The 2478-nt window shown below is 64.8% G+C and carries 2 protein-coding genes and 1 pseudogene; 2 read left to right on the top strand and 1 reads right to left on the bottom strand.

Annotated elements, in window-relative coordinates; all coding sequences use genetic code 11:
- Positions 1 to 96: 96 nt before the first annotated feature.
- Positions 97 to 567, bottom strand: a complete 471-nt coding sequence (locus tag EOA86_RS30525) for a (2Fe-2S)-binding protein (protein WP_029352620.1) — start codon at positions 565 to 567, stop codon at positions 97 to 99.
- 320 nt (positions 568 to 887) lie between these two features.
- Between EOA86_RS30525 and EOA86_RS30520 the strand changes: the two are divergent.
- Positions 888 to 1606 (top strand): annotated as a pseudogene (locus EOA86_RS30520) (response regulator).
- Positions 1603 to 2478, top strand: an 876-nt coding sequence (locus tag EOA86_RS30515; protein WP_128345024.1) for a HAMP domain-containing protein, incomplete at its 3' end; no start/stop codon positions are given. The pseudogene EOA86_RS30520 and the gene EOA86_RS30515, both read left to right, overlap by 4 nt.

Below are 2478 nucleotides of genomic sequence, written 5' to 3'. Positions count from 1 at the left end.
CGTTGAATCCGAGGGACAGGCCGCCGGCCGTGGAGGCCACGCCGATGATGAAGCTGCGGCGGGAGATGGAAATTATGGCGTTCCTGACTGATCTCCTCAACCGCGCTGCGTGGCTTCGCCGCTTTTGGCGGCCAGCTTGATCGCGGCGCGCACCCGGTTGTAGGTGCCGCAGCGGCAGATATTTGTGATCTCGGCGTTGATGTCCTCGTCCGCGGGGTTCGGGTTCTGCATGAGCAGGCCCGCCGCAGCCATGATCATGCCGGCCTGGCAGTAGCCGCATTGCGGCACATCGAGCGCAAGCCAAGCCTGCTGGACCGGATGTGAACTGTCTGGCGAAAGCCCTTCGATGGTGGTGATTTGCTGGTCCGGCTCGACCGCGCTCACCGGAAGTACGCAGGAGCGGGTGGCGACGCCGTCTATATGGACGGTGCAGGCGCCGCAGGCGGCAACGCCGCAACCGTACTTCGTGCCGGTAAGCCCGATCTGCTCGCGGATCACCCACAGCAGCGGCGTATCCGGATCGACCTCGATGTCACGGGGCGTGCCGTTGATGATCAATCTGGCCATTGTGCAATCCTTTCGATCAAAGGCTGGCGAGGACCGCAGTCTGGATGCCGCGCGGCATGGCCTGGCGGCAAAGACCGGAAGTCCGGGCTAGCGACGAGGCCAAGTTAGGCGGAAGCTGTCGCAGAACCTTGTCCCGACGACCGGCAGTTCATCGCAAGCTGTCGCAGGCGCTGCGCTCTGATACATCTCGTTACACTTCTCACGCTTTGTTGATGCCGCACGAGATTGCCGCCGTGGCGCAGAAGGTGATCATCCGTGTAGACGCAAACTAAATATCGTCGATACTGGCCGACTATTCAGCGGCGGCTTTGGAGCATTGTATGGAAGCGGCGCAGCACATCGCGGTCGTCGACGACCACAGGGACATCCGCGACCTCGTCGGGAAATACCTCACCCAGCAAGGTTATCGCGTCAGCGTCGCCGACAGCACGGCCGCGCTCAAGCGGCTGCTCGACCGCAGCCTGCCCGATCTTATCGTCCTCGACGTCATGATGCCTGGCGAGGACGGCATTGCCGCCTGCCGGCACGTGCGCGGGACGGTGGACGTTCCAATCATCTTTCTTACCGCCATGGCCGAGGAGATCGACCGGATCGTCGGCCTCGAGATCGGGGCCGACGACTACCTGACGAAGCCGTTCAATCCGCGAGAACTGCTGGCGCGGATTAAGGCCGTGCTCAGGCGAGTCCACAGCCTGCCGCCGCAGCGCGGTCGTCTCAAATCGAACGCGCTGCGGTTCGACCGCTGGACGCTGAATGTAGGCCGCCGCGAGCTGGTCGGGCTCGACGGCGTGGCGGTCGCGCTCAGCACGGCTGAATTCCGCCTTCTCACCGCCTTTATCGAGCATGTCGGGATCGTACTCAGCCGGGATCAGCTGCTCGACCTCACGGTTGGGCGCTCGGCCGACGGGTTCGACCGGGCCGTCGACAACCAGGTGAGCCGGCTGCGCAAGAAATCGAGGCGGACCCGAAGAGTCCGATGCTGATCAAGACGCACTGGGGCGGCGGCTACTGCTTCACCGCCGAGGTGGCTCCGGCATGATGCTGTTGTGGAGACGTAGCCTGGCGGCCCGCTTCCTCATGCTGGTGCTGCTTGCGCTCGCCCTGTCGCAGGCAATCACATTCCTGATCTCGTGGGACGAGCGCGGACAGGCCCTGCACGCGGCGGCCAAGGGCGAGTTCGTCAGTCGCACGTCCTCGCTTGCGCTTCTGCTGGACACCACGCCGCCCTCGCTTCGGCCCGACATCCTCAACGTCAGCGGCACGGCCTATACGCGTTTCTGGACCTCGGACGGCGGACCGAACAATCCCCTCGCCTGGCAACAGGAAGCCTTGACCCAGCTCGCCAAGCCGCTGCCCGGGATTGCCGGGAAGTATGCCGCCTACGTGAACGGACAGGCCTCGAGCGCAGTCGATGCCGCCGACCCTTCCGTGCCGCCGCGCATGGTGGATTTGTCCGGCAATGGCAGGCCTTTCTCTCGGCCGGCCAAGTTTCTTTATATGGACGCCGCCCCAAACGGCATGGGCCTTTCCGTCCGCCTCGATGACAGCACCTGGCTGAATGCGGCCTACGCCAAGGCAATGCCGAACGCCTTCTGGACGACGCAATCGGCGATATCGCTGGCGCTCACTGCACTCATCCTCTCCGCCATCGCGATTTTCGGGGCGCAGGCAATCGCGCGTCCGCTGCGACGGCTCGCCAATGCCGCTGAACTGTTCGGCCGCGGCGAGGCTGTGCCGCGGCTGCCGGAATCAGGGCCGGCCGACATCCGCCAGACCGCCGAGGCGTTCAATCGCATGCAGGAGCGCCTGCAGCGTTTCGTCGAGGACCGCACGCGCATGCTGGCGGCGATCAGCCACGACCTGCGCACGCCGCTGACCTCGCTCAGGCTGCGCGCGGAGTTTGTCCAGGAT

Source organism: Mesorhizobium sp. M5C.F.Ca.IN.020.32.2.1 (assembly GCF_004023105.1).
Taxonomy (GTDB): domain Bacteria; phylum Pseudomonadota; class Alphaproteobacteria; order Rhizobiales; family Rhizobiaceae; genus Mesorhizobium; species Mesorhizobium wenxiniae.
This window is presented reverse-complemented; position numbering and strand designations above follow the sequence as displayed.

Bases quoted from the DNA above. Each gene is read 5' to 3' on its own strand.
- EOA86_RS30525 (WP_029352620.1), bottom strand. From the start codon at position 567: ATGGCCAGATTGATCATCAACGGCACGCCCCGTGACATCGAGGTCGAT.